Below are 17,162 nucleotides of genomic sequence, written 5' to 3'. Positions count from 1 at the left end.
ATGTCCGATTCGACTGCTCTGCCGTTGTTTGTCGCTCTGGAACCTGACGCGGGGACCATTGAGCGGATCTGGCGATACAAGCGGCAGACAAAAAGTCTGGTCGGGCCGCAACTCTATCTCGATCATCCCCCCCACATGACGCTGTATGTGGGCGTGTTTCCAGATCTCGAGATGGTGCTTGAGCAGACGCGAGCCTTGGCGGCGAACTGGACTTCGCCCGATCTGACGCTGGCTGGCTGGCAGACGTTTCTTGGTGACGCGCTGACCGGCAACAACACGCTGTCGCTGAAGTTCGCCGAGGCGGACTGTGAGCGATTGCGCGGACTGCAGCGTCAACTGGTCGAGACGCTGGCGCCGCTGCGCGATGTCGCGGCGACGGAACGGCGGATCGGCGGTCGGATGAGCGGTCTGGCGGAGGCCGAGCAGCGCGATGCCCGGCAGTTTGGCTTTCCGTACGTCGGGGCCGGCTGGAAGCCGCATCTGACAGTGGCATCGATTCGGGCCGAGGATTGGGCCTTGGTGGCGGAGAGGCTGCTGTCGGAGTCGCCTGCCGGGAGGGTGAGCTGTCCGCGGCTGCAAGTTTATCGCTTGATCGACGAGCATCCCGAACTGGTGGAATCGATTGCGCTGGCTGCCGAACCGGATCGGCGCGACCTGAAGGAAGAGATCCTGGCGGCGTTGTGGCGCGTGGCGGATCGCACGGACTGGGTGCTGTCGGCGACGGTCGCCGGGAGTTTTCTGACGCGGGCGACGCTGGAGGCGGTCAGCGATATCGATGTCATCGCCGTCGTGGACCGGCTGGACGGTCCACGTTTTGCAGAGACGGAGCGACGGTTCGCGGAGGAACTGCGTCCGGTCGTGGAGCGCGCAGGGCTGTCGCTCCGGGTGAATTCGACGCTGGGGCCGCGGAAGTTCAACGAGCCCGATATTGCGGTGCTGCATCTGATGTTGTATTCGCCGGAAACGCACCGGCTGCATGCGATCCGCAGTCCGTTCACGTGCCTGGACTGGCAGCGGTCGACGACGGTTCGGAAGCGGTCGCTGGCGTCAGTGTATCCGGTCTTCGGGCTGCAGCCGCGGCATTTCCTGAGCGCCCGGCGGGGGCCGAAGGACTATCTGCGGGACTTCGATCGGGGGGTGGTCTCTTACCGGGAGCTGATTTGCTCGGAGACTGCCTGCGAGGAGTTGCTGCGCGAGCAGCCGATGACGGTGCGGGACCGCTACGAGTATGCGTACCACGTCCAGCGGTTCCTGATGCAGAACCTGCTGAAACTGCTGCGGCGGGAAAATTCGCCGCCGGCCGACGCCGAACTGCTCGACCAGTTTTTCGGCGTATTTCCGCGGGAAGCGGACGGCTATGCCGATTTGTACCGCGCGCTGCGGGATCGGAAAGAGCGGCAGGATTTTGCGCAGCCGATTGTGGGTCTCGACGAGCGGCTGCGGGGGTTTGTCGCGGACTTCGAAGTGCAGTTTCGCGGCATCTTTCTGGAGACTGCGCGACGGCATGTCGTATTTCGGCATGCGGCGACTGTGTTGAACGGCGGGACGGGGGATCAGCGGCGGTTCGTGGGACGGACTGATCCGGACGTGTCGCCGATTTCCGACGAGGCGTTGTCGCTGCTGGCATCGGCTCTGGCGGAACAGTCCGTGTCGGCAGTCTATACCTCTCCACTGCGGCGGTGCCGGCAGTCGGTCGAAGCGCTGGCCCGGCGACGGACCTTGCCGGCGGCGGAGGCGGATGCGCGGCTGGTGGAAATCGACTACGGCCTCTGCGACGGGCGAACGATCGCCGACGCGCGGCGGGAGCACGGAGAGCTGTTTGCGGCGTGGGGACGGGGTGAAGATCCCCCTTTTCCCGGCGGGGAATCGACGGCGGATGTCGTGGAGCGGCTCCACGGATTTGCGAACGATGTCTGGGATCGGGCGGCAGGAAATACGGTCGCATGCACCCATAACGTGGTCGTGCGAGCGCTGGTGGGAGAGGCTCTGGGAGTGCCGCGCGGAGACTGGCACAAGATTCAGGTCCCGCATCTGGCGCCGGTGACCTTGATTCAGACCCGGGAATACGGACGATTTCTGGATCTGGACGAGGGAGTCGAGGAGCGGCTCTTTGCGGACTTCCTGGACGAGTCGTCTGCGGAATAGTCTGCGGTTGTCCGGTCGAACCGGACGGGATTGCTGACGGGAAGGATTCTGATGCAGATCGTCGTACCGATGGCGGGGCTGGGGCAGCGGTTTGTCGACGCAGGTTACCAACTGCCGAAGCCGCTGGTGCCTGTCGATGGCGTGCCGATGTTCGTGCGAGCCGTCGAGGAACTGCCGCGGGCAGACCGGTACGTGTTTGTGGTGCATCCGGACCATGTGCGGGACCATCGGATCGACACGGTGATCTCGCGGCACTTTCCGGGCGGCCGCGTTGTCGTCACGCCGGGACTGACGCGGGGACAGGCGTGTACGGTGCGGCTGGCCTGCGCGGAACTCGATCCGCACGACAGCGTGCTGGTGGCGGCGTGCGACAATTCGCATCTCTACGACGCCGGTCGGTTCGCCGAGGTCGTTCGCGACGAATCGTTGGCGTCCCTGATCTGGACCTACCGGAACGATCAGCGGGTGCTGGTGAAGCCGACGGCGCATGGCTGGGTCGACGTGGTCGGGACGTCGAACGCCGTTAAGCGGGTGTCGTGCAAGGTTCCGCTGTCGGCGACCCCGCTGAGCGATCATGCAATCTCGGGATGCTTCTGGTTCCGGAGCGCGGCGGAGTTGCGGGAGCTGATCGACGCCTCCGTGGCGGCGGGCGATACCGTCAACAACGAGTTTTATCTCGATACGATTCCGAACCGGCTGGTGCAGGCGGGCCGGCGGGTCGAGGTGTTCGAGGTCGAGAAGTACATCGGCTGGGGCACCCCGCAGGATCTGGAAGACTACGAGCGCTGGCGGCGTTATTTCGCGGGAATCGGGCGTCTGAGCCGGGCCGCGTAGCGATTGCGGGCGGGGCCTCGCCGGCGGGACTTTGAGACACATGCAGTACATCGCACATCGCATCAATACGATCGCTCAGCTTCGGCAGACGCCGGCGGAGTACGGTGTCGAACTGGATCTGCGGGATCGCGGGGAGCGGCTGATCCTGCAGCACGATCCGTTCGGCGACGGAGAGGATTTCGAAGAATATCTGAAGCACTACCGCCACGGGCTGATGATCCTGAACATCAAGAGCGAACGGATCGAGCACCGCGTGCTGGAGGCCGTGCGAGGGGCGGGAATCGCGAACTATTTCTTCCTGGATTGTTCGTTCCCGATGATTCGTTCGCTGGTCAAGACGGGCGAACATCGCATCGCGGTCCGGTTCTCGGAGTACGAGCCGGTGGAGTCGGCGCTGGCGCTGGCGGGGCAGGTCGAGTGGGTGTGGGTGGATTGCTTTACCCGGCAGCCGCTGGATGACCGGACCTATGAACTGCTGAAGGCGCACTTCAAGCTGTGTGCGGTCTCGCCCGAGCTGCAGGGGCGGGATGTGGCGACGATCGCGGACTACCGAAGAGAACTGGCGGCGTATCCGGTGGACGCAGTCTGCACGAAGCGCCCTGATCTGTGGCAGGGTGACTGAGTGATTTCTTCGCAACGATCGATTGATTCCAACCGCGACGAGTCTCCTTTGCCCGATCCGTCGATGACCGCGGATCCAGTGCCGGATCGAGACTTTGCTTCCCGGACCCGGCGGCTTCTGAGTTGGGCCGGGCTGGGCGCGGTCTGGCTGTTCGCGCTGGCGTTCCTGCAGTTTGCGCTGATCGATCACTGGGCGGTCCCGGCGAGCGAACGAGTCAACGACGGGCGGCAGGCGACGTTCTTTGCGGTGCATCTCAATCCGTACTACGTATTCTCGGAAGACTTCCACCTGTACGTCGTTCGCTCGAAGCGGATTCTGGAACGGGGCTGGACCGATTCGCCGCTGTGCCACACCGCGAACGAGGGGCGGAACTACGCCGCGCCGTTGCAGGTCGCCGTGATGGGGCTGGCCGCCCGGACCGAGGGGCGACCGCTGCCGTATGCGATTTTCATGGTCGCGGTTCTGGGGATTTCGTGGAGCGTGCTGTATCTTGCGGCCGTCCGCTGGCTGCCGTCGGCTGTCTCGCCGCTGACGATTCTGTCCGCCGTGCTGTTGACCGTGCTGCTGGAGTCGGTGACGTCCCTGCTCAACTGGCGAAGCGAATTCGGTCAATGGCCGGTCCATCGCGGCCTGCGGATGGCGACGCTGGGCTGGACGAGTCCGCTGGGGCTGTCGGTGCTGCTGGCGGCAGTCTCGCTGCTGTTCCGCCGGGAGAAACCGTGGCCGCGCCTGCTGTTTATCGGCGCCATGCTGGTAATCCTGGCGGCCGCGGATTCGTGGGCCTTTCTGTTATCGGCGGCGAATGTGTGCCTCGTGGTCGCGGTTCTCGGCGTCGCCGTGATCGTCCGACGCAACCGGCTGCCGGAGGGCATGTCGCGGTGGATCGTGATTGCTGTCGTCTTGACGGCCGGCGTGGCGGCCGGTCTGGCAGTCAACCGGGCGACAAGTGGAGCGATTACGGGCGACGCTTTCACGCGGGCGGGGTTCGGCCCGGAGTGGCGGGAGAGCCCCCTGGGGGTGTCGCAGACGAAAGAGGCCCGGAGTGCGCTGAAACAGTCGCTGCTGACGCTGGCGGTGATTGCAGCGCTGGCCTTCACCGTCGTGCGCGGGCGAGCGCGACGCGTGACGCGAGAGTTTGTCGTGAAACTGGCGTGGCCCAGGCCGGAGGCGTGGAAGCTGTGGGTGGTGGCGATCGCCGCGATCCCGGTGGTCGGCTGGGGGCTGCTGGTGGCGGCCTTTTCGCAGATGGGCATGGACAGCTATCACTGCTGGCAGTTCGGCTGGCGACGGGACTTCACGCTGCTGTTTGCGCTGTTGGTTCTGCTGGGAGAGGGGAACCGCCGGTTGTTGCGGCTTGGGGCCGGCACGGCTCAGGCTTGGAGGGCGCGCCAGGTCCTGGCTGCGGGAGTCTTTCTCTGCGTGCTCTTCGGCTATCACGTGTTGCGGATACAGCATTTCGTGAGGAACGTCGCGGCGCGGGAGTTCTTCCTGACGCGGGACGAAGAGGAGCTGAAGGACTGGCTGCAGCGGCGGGAAGCGACGCTGGGGGACTACACCCTGGCGACCGCCAGTCATGAGCTGAATTACCTGTGTGCATACTGGTCGCGCGCCGACCTGCTGCTGCCGGAGGGCTTTCCATATCACGGCGTCTGGACGCAGGCCGAGATCGAAGAGCGAATGGCGCGCGTCCTCGCCCTGTACGGGGCGACTCCCGAGCGCTGGGAGGAGTTCACGGTTGACGGTCACGTGTGGGATCAGTGGAGCTGGGCGAAATCGCGGCTGCTCTCGGCGCGGCATGGCTATCTGTACTATCTGCTGCATCGAGGGCTGATGGTCGACGGGCACGTCCCGGCACCGCAACGGAATCGGGCGCCGCGTCAGACGACTCGCTACTGGGCCGAGTTGCGGCTGGGGACCGGCGACGCGCCGGCTGGCCCGTTGGGCGACGTGTTTCAGGCAGGCGCTGATGCGGAAGCGAGAATCGGCGCAAATCTGGCACGCCACCCACGCCTCAAGGCCGATGAATTGCCGGACGTGATCGTCATCGACGAGGTGTCGCGGTTTCTTGGAACGCCCGACCTGTCCGACTACACTCGGGAGTTTCAGCACGGCGGACTGGAAGCCTGGGTGAAGCGGCAGAAGTCGAATTGAGACGCCGTCGAGGCTATCCGGCAGTTCGGCTTCAGATGCTCAGAGTCTCTTCAGGATGGCGGCGGCCCGGGCTTCGAACAGCTCCTGCCAGTCGGGGGCCAGCATGCAGTCGCTGTCTTCCTGGGCGCCGCCGACATTCTGAAGCTGTTCCTTTGTCGGAGCGTAGTAGATGTAGCCGTTGGTGTAGCCGGCGACGAACGTCGGCTGGTGCGGGGCGGCCTGCTTGATGTTCAGGCCGATCTGCACCGTCAGTTCGCCGGGGAAGGTGACCAGCACGAAATCGCCGATCCGCACGCCGACCACTTCGACGTCGAGAGTGCGCGAACCCGAGGCGACGTTTCGGGCCTGGTGTTTCTTGAGGAGCGCCAGATTGGTCTGTAGCCGGGTCAGTTCCTCCATGACGTAGATGTTGCGGACATACTGCTCGACGTTCCGGCGGTTCTCGGCGTCGAGGCGGTCCATCGCGTCGCGGCCGAGCTTGCGGTCGTGGAGGTAGCGATGCGAGTAATACGAGGGGAAGGAATCAGCCAGATTGTTCTGGACAGCGAGCGGGATGAAGGTTTTCAGGTTGAGGCTAGTCCCCTGCAGCGACTGGACCAGCCGCATCTGTTCTTCCTGGAGCGTGGCGATCCGGTCGGCGTTGTCGGCCCGCGGCAGTGCGAGGGTTTCGTTGATGATCTGGAGCCGGTCGTCGTCTTTGCAGGCGATGGTCTTGGCGGTTTTCATCGTGCTGAGGCCGAGCAGGTTGCCGAGGGGCTCGGCGTCGCGCGGCTGAGTCACTGCTTTATACCCGATCGGATTGACGTCTCCGCCGCAGCCCTGCAGGAACAGGGCGACGGCGCCGTCGCCGAAGCTGTCTTCGAGGACTTTCGAGGCGAAGCCGGTCATGTCGGCGGTATTGCCGCCGCTGGGAACGCCCTGGATCGGGTGACAGGCGAAGTTGTAAACGATCGCCAGGGTTCGCCCGTCGGCCCGGTCGAGACGCAGAATGCCGATCTGCGGATCGATCGGTCCGGCTCCGACGACTTCCTCATCGGGCGGCAATGAATAGGCGTGTCGCACGTCGGCTTCACGGCCGCTCTTCAGGCGGAGGCGGCGATTCTCCATGACGCGGTCTTCGTGGCCGACGCCGACGCCGATGCGGACCGGGACGAGATTCCCTGCCGCCGCCTTGATCGCCTGGACGGTGCGCTGCTCGACGTCGGCGCAGACTCGGCCGTGGCAGTGGCTGGCGTTGATCAGAATGTGGGTCGGCTCGATGCCGAGTTCCTGCTGCGCCGCGGCGCGGACATTGGCGAGGTACTCGTTTCGGATGGAGCCGATCTCGGCGATGGCGACGGCGTCGACCGTGGCGATCACCACCGTGGTGCCGTCGCGCTTCAGGACCAGCGCCTTGACATAGAGCGGGTCGTTGACCGGTCCGGCGTCGGTATCAGTGATGTCGACTTTGGCGACGCCGGCAAGCAGCTCGGCCGCGCGGGCGGATTCGTCCGGAACGGATACGGCGAGAATCGATGCGAGGAGCAGCAGGTATGGCCGGGCGGATGCCGGCGAGCGGTCAGCAATCACAGGAGGCATGTGTGGCAGGCCTTCAGGTGGTTCAGGCAGAGCGGTCGAGCCTCAGTTTGACCTGACTGGCTACGGGACGAGCATGATGCAGGACGGCGAGGGAATGGCCACCGGATCTCCAACCGAGGCCAGCTTGCCGGTCGTGGCATCGATCCGGAAGACGGCGACATTCTTGCCGGGCATGTTGGCGCAGATCAGCAGTTCGCCGCCCAGCGTGATGGCGAGATTCTGCGGCCCGCCGCCGAGGCTGGGTTGTATCTCGATGAGAGTCAGGCTGCCGTCGTCGGCAATCTTGTACGCGGCCAGGCTGTCGTGTCCGCGGTTCGTACCGTAGAGAAACTTCCCGTCCGGCGTGATCTTCAGATCCGCGCAATGACTGACGCCGGTGAAGTCGGCGGGAAGTGTGGGAATCGTTTTCTGTTCGTAGAGATTGCCGGTGGCGGCTTCGTAGTCGAAGTGGGTCACCGAGTTGGTGAGTTCGTTGATGACGTAGACCGATTTGCCGTTGGGATGAAACGTCAGATGCCGCGGTCCTGCGCCCGGGAGCGTGCGGACGAACGCCTGTCGATTGGGTGTGAGCTTGGCCGTCGCGGGGTCGAGGCGATAGCAGAGGATCTGGTCGAGCCCCAGGTCGGCGACATACGCGAAGCGGTTGTCCGGACTGATCACGATGCAATGCGCGTGCGGCTCCTTCTGCCGGGCGGGATTGATGCTCGATCCCACATGCTGAATGAACGAGGCGGGCTCACCCAGCGACCCGTCGGGACGAATCGGCAAGGCCGCGACGCTGCCGCTGGTGTAGTTGGACACCAGCACCGATTTCCCGGTGGCATCGACATCGAGATAACACGACGCCGTCCCGCGGCTCGACTGGCGATTGAGCGGTTTGAGCTGCCCGGTCCGACCGACCAGTTCGAAACCGGCAACGTGCTCATCGTCTTTGCCGCTGAAGGTCGGCGCATGGATCGAGTAGAGAAACTTGTTGTCGGGCGACAGGGCCAGAAAGAACGGGTGATCGACCCCGGTCGTCCGGTGCAGCGGCTTCAACACGCCCGATTTCAGGTCGAGTCGGAACGCATGAATGCCCGCTTCGTCGCCGTCGGCAAAGGCGGAAATGAAGATCAGCGGATCTTCCGCATCAACAGTCTGCGGGGCAGCAGTCACCAGGATTCCGATCAGCAGCAGGAACGCGAAACGAGATGTGAAGACAGGCATTGGGCTTTCCACCAGGAGCATGAGAAGTGTCGCCGGGCAAGGGATTTTCAAATCAGTTCCGCGATGGGAGCCTGATTCTCCACCAGGTATTGCGGTCGACCATTCAGATCGGGGATCGTAGTGCGGGTGATGTCGATGCCGAGATTGTGATAGAGCGTCGCGAAAACTTCCTCGAAATGGACCGGCCGCGAGACGGCGACTTCACCGAGCCGATTGGTTTCGCCGATGACCTGGCCGGTGCGCATGCTGCCCCCGGCGAGCATGGCGAAGGTCACCGCTGGCCAATGATCCCGGCCGGCATTGGGATTGATTTTCGGCGTCCGGCTGAATTCTCCCCAGACGACGACGGTGACGTCGCGATCGAGTCCCCGTTCGTGGAGGTCCGAGACCAGCGCCGCCAGTCCCTGATCGAGGAGCGGGATCACCTTGCGGCCGTGGGCGAAGTTGGATCCGTGCCAGTCGAAGTCCGCAAACGAGACCGTCACGCAGCGGGCGCCGGCCTCGACCAGCCGGCGGGCGGCGAGAAACTTGGACATGTGGGCCTGATAGCCTTTGGCAGAGTAGGGGAGGCAGTTCGGATCGTCCTTCCCATACCGCTCACGGACCGACGGATCTTCCCGCGATAGATCCAGCGCTTCCACCAGCCGCGGTGCGCTGAGGATCCCCAGCGCCCGCTCCGTGAAATTGTCGCGTGCGAGAGGGGCGAGTTGGTCCACCTGCCGCTGATAGCGGTCGAGGCTGGCCAGCAGCGAGCCCCGGTCGTCCAGTCGGTCCGCATTCGCCCCGTTGAGCACCATGTCGCTCATCGCGTCGCCCGAGGGTTTAAAGGGCGTGTGGGCCATCCCCAGGAATCCCGCTCCCGGCAGGTTGTACGGGAGGTGTTCCATGTGCATCGACAGGTCGATCGCCGGCGGGACCGGCGACGCCGCAGCACCCTGGAGCTTCGACAGAATCGAACCGATCTCCGGCCATCCTCCCTGTGGCTGCGTACGGAACATCCGGCCGGTCGAGCATTGAAAGGAGGAATGCCGCTCCTCCGCGCCGACCAGCGAGCGAATGATCGCAAACTTGTCCATCATCCCGGCGACCCGCGGCATCAGTTCAGAAATCTGAATGCCCGGAATGCTGGTGGCGATTGGCTGGAACTCGCCGCGAATCTCGGCAGGTGCGTCCGGCTTCAGATCGACCATGTCCAGGTGGGGCGGCCCCCCGGTCAGATAGATCATGATGATCGATTTGCGCGAGCCGCGCAGGCCGGCCCGGTCTTCCGCCCGCAGCAGTTGGGGGAGAGACAGACCGCCGGCGGCCAGTCCGCCGATCTTCAGAAAACTGCGACGCGACTGCCGGTCGCAGAATCGCGGGCCGGTCCGTCCGAACAGCGAAAGCATGGATGCCCCCGATCCCAGGGAAGGAATTGACCTGCACACATTAACGATGACCGATGCATCGGGGCAACCTGGAAATGCTGGCGGTTTCGGAGGAACCGCCACAGCGACTGCGACTTTGGCCCCGGCTCAGGCAGGCTGGTCAGTTCCGACCCGACCCATTAGCCTGTGTTGATGGATTGGTCGGCGGTCCCAGCGCCGCGGCCGACGACCTGCAATTCCTGTCGAGAGGGCTGCCTGATGTCATTTTCCCCCGTCACCCGCCGCGACTGTCTGAAGACGCTGGCGGCTGCGGCCAGCCTTGGCGCCATCCCCGCCAGCGCACAGACGCCCGCCGCCAAGGCCGGGCCGTTGAAGCCGAAAACCGTGGCCGCGGTCTTCACGGCCTACGAACACGGCCTGCATGCCGACGTGCTGATCGGCAAGATCCTGGAAGGGTGGAAGCAGGATGGCGGCCCGGGACCCGCGCTGAAGCTGGTCTCGATGTACGTGGACCAGTTCACGGATCGAGATCTGGCGCGCCCGATGGCGGAGAAGTACGGCGTGCCGATTTTTGACACGATTGAGAAGGCGATCACCGTCGGCGGAGATCACATCCCGGTCGACGGCGTGATCAGCATCGGCGAGCACGGCGACTATCCCTGGAATGACAAGGGACAGCACCTCTACCCGCGCCGGCGGTTTTTCACGGAGATCACAGCGACGTTCGAGAAGTACGGACGTGTCGTGCCGGTCTTCAACGACAAGCATCTGGGACCCGTGTGGGACGACGCCCTGTGGATGTACCAGCGGGCCAAGGAACTGAAAGTTCCGTTCATGGCCGGTTCGTCGCTGCCGCTCTCTTTCCGCCAGCCGGACATCGCCGTGCCGATGGGGAGTGAGATCGAGTCGGCGGTCGGGGTCGGTTACTCGGGTCTCGACATCTACGGGTTTCATGCGCTGGACTGCTACCAGTCGCTGGTGGAACGCCGGCGCGGAGCGGAGCAGGGGGTGAAGTGGGTGCAGTGCCTGCAGGGGCCGACGATGTGGCAGGCGATCCATGATGGAGCTTTTCCGCGGGATCTGCTGGAGGCCGCCCTGGGAGCCGTTCCGCATCGGAGCAACGCGGAATTGCAGCAGGACAAGGAGATCGCACTGTTTCAGTTCGAGTATCTGGACGGCTTCCGCGGGGCGGTGCTGATGTTGAACGAGTCCGCCAGCGGCACGGCGGTCGCCATGCGGATCAAGGGGCAGCCGAAGCCGGTTGCGATTCAGTTTGAGGAACGGCCGGAACCCCGGCATCCCCACTTCGCGTACCTGCTGAAGGGGATCGAGCGGATGTTCCATACCGGGAAGCCGAGCTATCCGGTCGAGCGGACACTGCTCACCGGTGGCATCCTCGACCGGGCCCTGACGTCGCTGGCCGAGGGGCAGCGCCGGCTGGAAACTCCGGAACTCAAGATCGCCTACCAGCCGGTCGACTATCCGCACGCGCCGCAGCCGGATCTGATGTCGGATCCGCGGCAATGATGCGCGGCCGCACCGATCAACGGTGAGAAGACAACTCCTGCCCCCTCGCCCGCCGTCTTCGGTGGGAGAGGGCGGGGGGTGAGGGTCCTGGTTTTCATGACCACAGGATGTGATCCGACCGCTGGAACGGAATCCGTGCCCAAATAGTTGAGGACGCCAGCAGAAATGCCCGCCACCCGCTACCCCGAACTCAACGTCTCCGGTTCGCCACGCCAACTCGGCGAGCAGATCGGCGAAGCCCTCCGCGAACAACTCCGTGGCTTCTGCGACATCGCCCTCGAACGGGTCCGCAAAACGACCCGCATTTCGCGCGAAGCCGCCCATCGCGTGGCAGCCGCCGCTCTGCCGCTCGCCGAAGAATACTCCCCCGACAGCATCGCCGAACTCCGCGGCACAGCCGACGCGTCAGGCGTATCGCTCCTGGACCTGATGCTTTTGCAGGTCCGCAACCAGTTGCGCGACGAACCCGACCACGCCTGCACGTCACTCTCGTTCGGTCCACCGTTCACGCCGCAGCGGCTGTTGGCGCAGAACTGGGACGCGGACCCGGCCCTCGATCCCTTCACCGTCGTGCTGACCCGGCGTCCAACCAACAAGCCGGCCTTCACCACCCTGACCCAGGCGGGATTGATTGCCTACATTGGCGGCAGTACCTCGGGCATTGGCGTCTGTCTCAATGCGCTGCCGGCGCCTTCTCGATTTGCACCCGACGGAATGTTTGAACCGCCGCTCGCAGGGGCGTGGGGCGTCCCGCATTACTTCACGGTCCGCGAGATCTACGAGGCCCGTTCCCTGGAGGCCGCCGCGACGGCCGTCCGCCGGGCGACGCGAGCCATTCCCGCCAGCATCATGCTGACGACGCCCGAGGGCCCGGCGAATCTGGAGGTGACGCCCGCGGCCGTCTGCGTCCAGACATCTTCGGAAACGGGCATTGTTGTCCACACCAATCATTGCCTGGAACCCGAGCTGACGCCGTTCAACACGCAATTCCCGGAACTGATCCAGTCCTGCGCCCGGCTGTCCCGCGTGCAGACAATGCTTGGGCAGGTGCGCGGCACACTGACGACGCCGGCAGCCATTGCTCTCCTGCAGTCGATCTTGCGCGATCATTCCGACTACCCGCGAAGCCTTTGCCGGCACGTCAACGACGATCCGCAACACGGTTTCTGGCAGACGGTATTTTCCGTGATCATTGCGCCGGAGACGGGGGAGATGCTGATCGCGCGCGGGACGCCGTGCGATCAACGGTATGAAACGTATGCGATGGGATGAGCGGCCCTCGCTTGACGATTGACCGAATCGCGCTTGTGATGCACGTCCCAGGAAAACTCAATGTGTCCTCAATGGAAGACCTCACCATGAAATGGACCGTGGTACTGCTGACCGCCGTCTCAGCGCTGCAAGTGGCCACTCTCAACGCCGCCGAGCCCCCCGCCTACCGCGACAAGTCGCCGAAGCGCTACGACCTCACCGCCCGCGCCAGTCAGATTGACCCCCGGGCCAATCCTCACCCGGAAATCAACTTCCTCTTCGAAAAAGACGGCAAGCCCCAGGACCTCCAGCACGCCTGCGTCGACACCCGCGTCCAGCCGCAGGGCAAACTGGTCATCTGGCTGATGGGACACAGTCAGCCTCTCTTCGAACGGACCTCCAGCTACGGCCTGCACGCGATCCGCGTCCACTACGCGAACGGCTGGTTCGGCCAGTTCGGCAAGGAGCCGCCCCCGGCCGACGACAAGTTCCTCGGCAAAATCCGGCTCGAAGCCGCCAACGGCGAAGACTTCAGCGACGTCGTCGACATCCCCAAGCCGGACGGCATGCAGGAACGCGCTCGCCAGTTCGTGATCTGGCTTTCGAAGGAAAAGCCCCAGGGCCAGTGGCAGCAGTTCCTGACCCCCGACCACAAGGACCTCCGCTGGGACAAGGTCATCATGGCCGGCAGCTCGCACGGCTCGACGACCGCCGCCCGCTTCGCCAAGCACCAGCAGGTCGACCGCGTCGTCATGTTCTGCGGCCCCCGCGACCAGTACGAAACCTGGCAGGCACTTCCTTCCGCGACGCCTGCCAACCGCTTCTTCGGCTTCAGCCACGTCCTCGACGGCGGCTGGTCCGGCGACCATTACTGCCGGTCGTGGGAACTGCTGGGGCTGGGGGAATTCGGCCCGATCATTAATGTCGACACGGCCATGCCCCCCTACAGCAACACCCGCCGCCTGATCACCGCCGCCGACGTCAAGGGAGACGTCAACCGGGCTCACAGTTCGGTGGTCCCCGGCGGAGCAGCCGTCAAAGACGCCTCCGGCAAGTTCATTCACGAAGCCGTCTGGAGATACCTGTTTACGCATCCGGTCGACGAAGTCGGCACGCCAACTCCGCACGATCCGGATTGCCGGCTGAATCTCCGTAAAGACAACGCCAAGTAGGGTGAGTCGAGTCTTCGAGGCTCACCAGTCAATTTCGTGTGCCGCGGCTGTGTCAGCCGTGCGAGCGCTCCAAGCCGACTGAAATCGGGTGGCACGCCCTGAGTCTTCGAAGGGCGTGTTTTGCCCGGGAAAGACCACGCCCATCGCAGAGCCTCAGGGCGTGCCACCCGGAGTCTCATACCATTCAACGTGAAAGCACACCGATGCGTACTGTTCTATTGACCGTTGTCGCCTGCAGCCTGCTGGCCAGCTCGGCCGCCGCCGCCGAACCCCTCACCCTCAAACTCTGGCCCGACGGCCCGCCGAGCGCGATGGCCCCCAGGTCCGAGGCCACCGCCAAACTCATCCAGTCCTACGGCGGCACGAACGCCACGCGCATCAGCGATGTCACCGATCCGACCATCACCGTCTATCGCCCCGAAAAGCCGAACGGTTGCGCGGTCGTCGTCGCTCCGGGCGGCGGCTTCATGTTCCTCTCGTACGCCCACGAAGGAACTCAGGTCTGCGAATGGCTGAACGAATTGGGCGTCACCGCCATCCTGCTCAAATACCGCACTCCCACCCGCGACGAAAAAGAGATGTTCTCCCTCCCGGTCGAGGACGCCCAGCGGGCGCTCGGCCTCGCCCGCCAGCACGCCGCCGAATGGCAGATCGATCCGCAGCGCGTCGGCCTGCTCGGTTTCTCCGCCGGGGCGAATCTCGCCGGCCACGCCGCCTGGGACCGGACGCCACGCACATATCCGCAGCAGGCGGGCGTCGACGACCCCCGCGGCCCGGATTTCCTGGTCTTCATCTATGGCGGCGGCTTCCTCCAGCCGGGCGATCCGACGCGGCTGAAGGAAGGCTTTCATGTGCCATCGGACGCCCCGCCGGCATTTTTTCTCGTCGCGCACGATGACAAAACGAATCCGGTGGAGGCCGCGCTGCTGTATCTCGAATACAAGCGACAGAATCTCCCGGCCGAACTGCATATCTGCACGAAAGGGGGCCACGGGTTCGGCATGCGCAGGGGAGGCCAGCCGGTCCATGACTGGCCGGCGCGCTGCGCGGAGTGGCTCAAGAGCATGGGATACCTGGAGTCCTCGACAAATTAGATCAGTCGGGTCGCTGGGGCTGTGGCGCAGGGCAGCCCCGGTCTTCATGCGCTACATGAAACCGGGGCATCGCGATGACGCTCCTGCTCCGGTCACCCGACCGCTGACCGATCGGTCGTGGCGTTCGGAGTTGTGACGGCAGAAAGCAGCCGTGCCGACGAAGCGAGAGTTGACTTCGCGTGAGCCGGGGCCTGCTCACGCCGGCGTAGTTCAAGGGCGCCCCGCGTCACTCCGGACCCAGGCCGCCAGGTCGCCGTGCTCGAATGCCAGTTCGTAGCCGTCGAGCCGGGCTAGACCGAGGAGTCGCGCCGCTCCGTCGATGACGATCACATCCGGCCGGGGGACCGGATCTTCATCTCCGACCAGTTCCTCGGCGATCCGTTCGCGTTCCTCCCACGCCCAGTATCGATGCTCCGGCGAATGCAATTGCGCCGCGCGATGATACAGGTAGTAGAGGAAGCCCTCCTGCGTCGAGAGGGTGCGCGACCTGTGCCAGTCCTCCTGGTCGTTCCCCTGTCCGGGCCTGGCGAAGTCTTTCCAGGTCGTTGGCGTCGCCCCATACAACCGCAGCAGGCTGACGGTCCGCCGCCGGATCTCCGCATTATCTGCGGCGCTGTGATACGGAAAGCCCTCCGGCAGCAGCAGATCCGCGTCGGTCCAGTACGCACACAGATGATTCAGCTCGTGGCTGACCGTCGCCAGCGAGAACGGCCCCTTCCGCCGCTCGTAATCCTGCAGCCAGTCCCTGAGATGCTCGGCGTCGGCGGTCAGAAAGAAATCCCGCGCCGCCACCTTTCGAATGAATCGATCGATTCTCACCTGATGGACGACAAACAGGCTGCAGAGCGCGACGACGACGATCGTCCTCCAGGTTCTCTCCGATGCGCCGGCAGACTGACGACGCCACCCTCCGCTGCGAGTCACGATCCGCCGCAGGACTTCGCCGGCCAGCAGCATGAACACCAGCAGCAGCACGTAGTTCACCCGCCAGTAGATCTGATTGGCGAGGAACAGCTCCATCCCCGAACTCCGCAGAATGAACAGCAGCGTCGGCATGGCGAGCTGCGGCAATCCGGCGACGAGCAGCAGCTGCGGGACCAGCCGACTCCCCGGCGTTCGGTCGCGGGGGTCCCGACGTCCGAACCGGGAGATGACGATCGCCAGCCCGATAATCGACGCCAGCGTCCAGAATCCATACCGGGTCCCCCAGGCTCGGATCATCAGCTTCCATTCGGGCGGCGCAAAGATGTCGCGCATCCAGTCCGGCCCCATGCCGCTCCGCAGCATGACATCCCCCGCCAGCGCAGAGGTCAGCAGTTTGTGCAGCACCAGGGTCGACCCGAGCACGACCGCCAGGCCGAGCGGCGTGGCGAGACTCTTCGCCAGACTCTGCCCCTTCGTCCGCCAGCGGATCAACCCCAGGATCGAAGTCCCCGCCAGCAACCAGCCGCAAGCGAGCCACGCCACCGCAAAGGTCCAGTTGTCGGCCCCCGCCAGCACTCCCAGCATGGCCGCCAGGCCGACGAATCGCCCTGCCGGCAGGCGATCGGCGAACGGGATCGAACTGGCCAGCAGCAGCAGAGCCGCCAGCAGGGGACTGGTCCACGCATTGGTCGCCACGCGCAACCCGCGATTGACCGGCCATTGATCCGAGCTGAAGGGGGGATCGCGAAAGAGATACTCGGCGTTCTCCCAGTTCACCGTCACCAGCACGGCGAACAGCGCCACGCCCCACGAGAGTTCGGCGGGCAGCCAGCGCCGCACCGCCAGAAAGAGTCCTCCCCAGGCGAGCGTCAGCAGGACCGTCAGGAAGCACGCGTAGCGGACCGGCTCGCCGCCCGTCGCAACGGCAATCCGACCGACCAGCACCTGAATCGGAGCGACGATATTCGTCCCCGCCCCTTCCCGTCGATAGAGGAGCGAATCGGTCCAGCCCCGGTCCCGGATTCGCTTCGCCCGGACGGCGTACAGGTGAAAGTCTTCCGAGAAGACGCCGTACGGATTGATGTGCACGGCAAAGAAGGTCGGCTGGGCGCCGTTGTTGACGCGCGATTCCGCCGGCCACGCCCGCCAGTACAAACCCGCAAACTGCAGCATGCCAGCGGTAAACAGTCCGATCACCAGCAGACCGGCCAGCGTCTGCCGGCGACGCACTGCCGGCCCGGCGGAGACGTCATCCGTCATCTCTTCCGTCACGCCGATCGATCCCTCAAGC

Annotated in this window: 12 protein-coding genes; 8 read left to right on the top strand and 4 right to left on the bottom strand. The window is 64.7% G+C overall.

The features are described from left to right. The 4 genes from SH412_RS15590 (at window position 1) to SH412_RS15575 (ending at window position 5,752) form a co-directional block, all read left to right on the top strand. Window positions 1–2,145, top strand: coding sequence for a histidine phosphatase family protein (locus SH412_RS15590; RefSeq protein ID WP_336518939.1), 2,145 nt, complete (start codon window positions 1–3; stop codon window positions 2,143–2,145). A 51-nt stretch (window positions 2,146–2,196) separates the two neighbouring features. Further along, window positions 2,197–2,979 carry an NTP transferase domain-containing protein gene (locus SH412_RS15585; protein WP_336518938.1) on the top strand — a complete coding sequence of 261 codons (783 nt, stop codon included), beginning with the start codon at window positions 2,197–2,199 and terminating at the stop codon, window positions 2,977–2,979. Window positions 2,980–3,019: 40 nt separating this feature from the next. Next, on the top strand, window positions 3,020–3,601 hold the full coding sequence (locus tag SH412_RS15580; RefSeq protein ID WP_336518937.1) for a phosphatidylinositol-specific phospholipase C/glycerophosphodiester phosphodiesterase family protein: 582 nt from the start codon (window positions 3,020–3,022) through the stop codon (window positions 3,599–3,601). Window positions 3,602–3,664: 63 nt separating this feature from the next. Beyond that, window positions 3,665–5,752: a hypothetical protein gene (locus SH412_RS15575; protein WP_336518936.1), complete on the top strand. Its 2,088-nt coding sequence runs from the start codon at window positions 3,665–3,667 to the stop codon at window positions 5,750–5,752. 39 nt (window positions 5,753–5,791) lie between these two features. Here SH412_RS15575 and SH412_RS15570 read toward each other — a convergent pair whose 3' ends face one another. The 3 genes from SH412_RS15570 to SH412_RS15560 are packed head-to-tail and all read right to left on the bottom strand — an operon-like array spanning window position 5,792 to window position 9,924. Then, window positions 5,792–7,330 (bottom strand): hypothetical protein, encoded by a 1,539-nt coding sequence (locus tag SH412_RS15570; protein WP_336518935.1) that lies wholly within the window; start codon window positions 7,328–7,330, stop codon window positions 5,792–5,794. Window positions 7,331–7,390: 60 nt separating this feature from the next. Continuing rightward, on the bottom strand, window positions 7,391–8,536 hold the full coding sequence (locus SH412_RS15565) for a lactonase family protein (RefSeq protein ID WP_336518934.1): 1,146 nt from the start codon (window positions 8,534–8,536) through the stop codon (window positions 7,391–7,393). Between the two features lie 47 nt (window positions 8,537–8,583). Beyond that, window positions 8,584–9,924, bottom strand: a complete 1,341-nt coding sequence (locus SH412_RS15560; RefSeq protein ID WP_336518933.1) for a DUF1501 domain-containing protein — start codon at window positions 9,922–9,924, stop codon at window positions 8,584–8,586. Window positions 9,925–10,161: 237 nt separating this feature from the next. Between SH412_RS15560 and SH412_RS15555 the strand changes: the two genes are divergently transcribed. The 4 genes from SH412_RS15555 to SH412_RS15540 all read left to right on the top strand — a co-directional run bounded on the left by SH412_RS15555 (window position 10,162) and on the right by SH412_RS15540 (window position 14,947). Next, the gene (locus tag SH412_RS15555) at window positions 10,162–11,430 is read left to right on the top strand and encodes a hypothetical protein (RefSeq protein WP_336518932.1); all 1,269 of its coding nucleotides are present in this window, start codon (window positions 10,162–10,164) and stop codon (window positions 11,428–11,430) included. Window positions 11,431–11,595: 165 nt separating this feature from the next. Beyond that, a complete protein-coding gene (locus SH412_RS15550; RefSeq protein ID WP_336518931.1) occupies window positions 11,596–12,702 on the top strand; it encodes a C45 family autoproteolytic acyltransferase/hydolase in 1,107 nt (368 codons plus the stop codon). 86 nt (window positions 12,703–12,788) lie between these two features. Then, window positions 12,789–13,853: a BPSS1187 family protein gene (locus SH412_RS15545; RefSeq protein ID WP_336518930.1), complete on the top strand. Its 1,065-nt coding sequence runs from the start codon at window positions 12,789–12,791 to the stop codon at window positions 13,851–13,853. A gap of 203 nt (window positions 13,854–14,056) precedes the next feature. Then, window positions 14,057–14,947: an alpha/beta hydrolase gene (locus SH412_RS15540; RefSeq protein WP_336518929.1), complete on the top strand. Its 891-nt coding sequence runs from the start codon at window positions 14,057–14,059 to the stop codon at window positions 14,945–14,947. A 210-nt stretch (window positions 14,948–15,157) separates the two neighbouring features. On the opposite strand, the gene SH412_RS15535 is transcribed toward SH412_RS15540, so the two are convergent. Then, the gene (locus SH412_RS15535; RefSeq protein WP_336518928.1) at window positions 15,158–17,143 is read right to left on the bottom strand and encodes a hypothetical protein; all 1,986 of its coding nucleotides are present in this window, start codon (window positions 17,141–17,143) and stop codon (window positions 15,158–15,160) included. Window positions 17,144–17,162 lie beyond the last annotated feature (19 nt).

The organism is Planctellipticum variicoloris (assembly GCF_030622045.1).
GTDB lineage: Bacteria > Planctomycetota > Planctomycetia > Planctomycetales > Planctomycetaceae > Planctellipticum > Planctellipticum variicoloris.
This window is presented reverse-complemented; position numbering and strand designations above follow the sequence as displayed.

Bases quoted from the DNA above. Each gene is read 5' to 3' on its own strand.
- SH412_RS15590 (WP_336518939.1), top strand. From the start codon at position 1: ATGTCCGATTCGACTGCTCTGCCGTTGTTTGTCGCTCTGGAACCTGAC.
- SH412_RS15585 (WP_336518938.1), top strand. From the start codon at position 2,197: ATGCAGATCGTCGTACCGATGGCGGGGCTGGGGCAGCGGTTTGTCGAC.
- SH412_RS15580 (WP_336518937.1), top strand. From the start codon at position 3,020: ATGCAGTACATCGCACATCGCATCAATACGATCGCTCAGCTTCGGCAG.
- SH412_RS15575 (WP_336518936.1), top strand. From the start codon at position 3,665: ATGACCGCGGATCCAGTGCCGGATCGAGACTTTGCTTCCCGGACCCGG.
- SH412_RS15570 (WP_336518935.1), bottom strand. From the start codon at position 7,330: ATGCCTCCTGTGATTGCTGACCGCTCGCCGGCATCCGCCCGGCCATAC.
- SH412_RS15565 (WP_336518934.1), bottom strand. From the start codon at position 8,536: ATGCCTGTCTTCACATCTCGTTTCGCGTTCCTGCTGCTGATCGGAATC.
- SH412_RS15560 (WP_336518933.1), bottom strand. From the start codon at position 9,924: ATGCTTTCGCTGTTCGGACGGACCGGCCCGCGATTCTGCGACCGGCAG.
- SH412_RS15555 (WP_336518932.1), top strand. From the start codon at position 10,162: ATGTCATTTTCCCCCGTCACCCGCCGCGACTGTCTGAAGACGCTGGCG.
- SH412_RS15550 (WP_336518931.1), top strand. From the start codon at position 11,596: ATGCCCGCCACCCGCTACCCCGAACTCAACGTCTCCGGTTCGCCACGC.
- SH412_RS15545 (WP_336518930.1), top strand. From the start codon at position 12,789: ATGAAATGGACCGTGGTACTGCTGACCGCCGTCTCAGCGCTGCAAGTG.
- SH412_RS15540 (WP_336518929.1), top strand. From the start codon at position 14,057: ATGCGTACTGTTCTATTGACCGTTGTCGCCTGCAGCCTGCTGGCCAGC.